The 1,604-nt window shown below is 38.7% G+C and carries 1 protein-coding gene; it reads right to left on the bottom strand.

Annotated elements, in window-relative coordinates; genetic code table 11:
- Positions 1-29: 29 nt before the first annotated feature.
- Positions 30-1,511, bottom strand: a complete 1,482-nt coding sequence (locus DXC01_RS19915; RefSeq protein ID WP_118699692.1) for an IS1182 family transposase — start codon at positions 1,509-1,511, stop codon at positions 30-32.
- Positions 1,512-1,604 lie beyond the last annotated feature (93 nt).

Here is a 1,604-nt window from a genome sequence, read left to right as displayed (position 1 = left end):
CAGACTGTAGACAAACTTGGTGTTGGGTGTTATGCCCAGCACCATTTTTCTTTTAAAACTTCTTTTCTTTTTATTTTTTTCAAAATCAACAAAAATCTGGCTGTATTCCAGCCTCGTTTTTCCAGAATTTTTGCCAGTTTTTTCAGATTCATGCATGCGAAGGTAAGCCCGGCTTTCATTTCCATCCGCGCCTTTCCTACATACTGCGTATATCGAAATCCATGTTGTTCTTTCGCTGTACCGAATATCCTCTCTATGGTTTCTTTTCTTAACTGATAGATCTGTCTGTTTCCTATCGTGTGCCGAATGTCTTCTGCCACTTCCATATATTCTTCCCATACATGACGTGTGATCAGTTTTATATGATCCTTGCTTTCTGTGCATTTTGAAAGATATTGGCATTCAGCACAATGTTCACCGCAGCTTTTATACTCTTTATATCCACTTCTGTTTGTTGTACTGTATGGCAATATATGTGCTCCCGGACATATATAACAATCATAGTATTCATCATATGCGAATTCGTGTTTTCCGAAAAAGTCTTCTTTGGTCTTGGGACGGGTATACGGAAAAAGTGGTTGGATTCCATCTTCCAACAGCTGATGGGCGATTGCCGGAGTTTTATATCCTGCATCTGCAACTACCATCTGCGGATTCAGTTTAGATATCTTATCGTATAATGCTTTAAAAGTACGACTGTCATGCTCATTACCAGGATGTACTGTATATCCAAGGATCCAGCCATGTTTATCACATGCAGTTTCTACTGCATATGCAAAAACATGTTTATGTTCTCCTTTTCGAAACCATCCACTTTCCGGATCACTGGTACTGCATTTCTGCGTTTTTACATCTTCAGGAATTTTCTCTTCTTTGGAATCTTTATTGTTTCCATTTCCACCGGATGCCGGTGGCTGATTATCATCTTTTTTCTTTAATGATTTCTTTCCATGTGCCAGGCGGTCTTTTTCAATCTCTTTATTTAATTCTTCTTCATACCAGAGCGCCTGTTCATATGCAACTCTTTTCCGCATTTTTTTACTGTTTGCACAGGCTTTTACATGTGTTGCATCCACGAAGATCTGTCCTGTATTTACAAGATTATATTTCATACAGTCTTCCAATATCTTTGAAAAGATCTGCTCAAAAAGGTCTGTGTCTTTGAAACGGCGGGTATAATTCTTTCCAAATGTAGAAAAATGAGGTATCGGATCTAGCATGTCCAGTCCAAGAAACCAGCGGTATGCAACGTTTACCTCGATCTCTTTCATGGTCTGCCGCATGCTTTTTATTCCATAGAGATACTGAATGAATGGTATCTTTATCAGCATAACGGGATCCATACTGGGACGGCCGTTATCCGGACAGTATTTTTCTTCAACCAGATCATAAATAAAGTTCCAATTGATTGCTTTATCAATCAATCGCAGCATATGGTTTTGAGGTACCATGTCATCCATGGAAAACATCATCATTTGTTCTCTTTTTTTATCTGCATTTTTCGTCATCATAAAAAACACCGCCCTTCTGATATTTATTATATCAGAAAAGCGGTTCCAACAATAGCAAAACCCTGCAAAAGCAGGGCTTTGTCTACAGTCTGA

The organism is Blautia sp. OM07-19, from assembly GCF_003481595.1.
In the GTDB taxonomy this organism is placed as follows: Bacteria; Bacillota; Clostridia; order Lachnospirales; family Lachnospiraceae; genus Blautia_A; species Blautia_A intestinihominis.
This window is presented reverse-complemented; position numbering and strand designations above follow the sequence as displayed.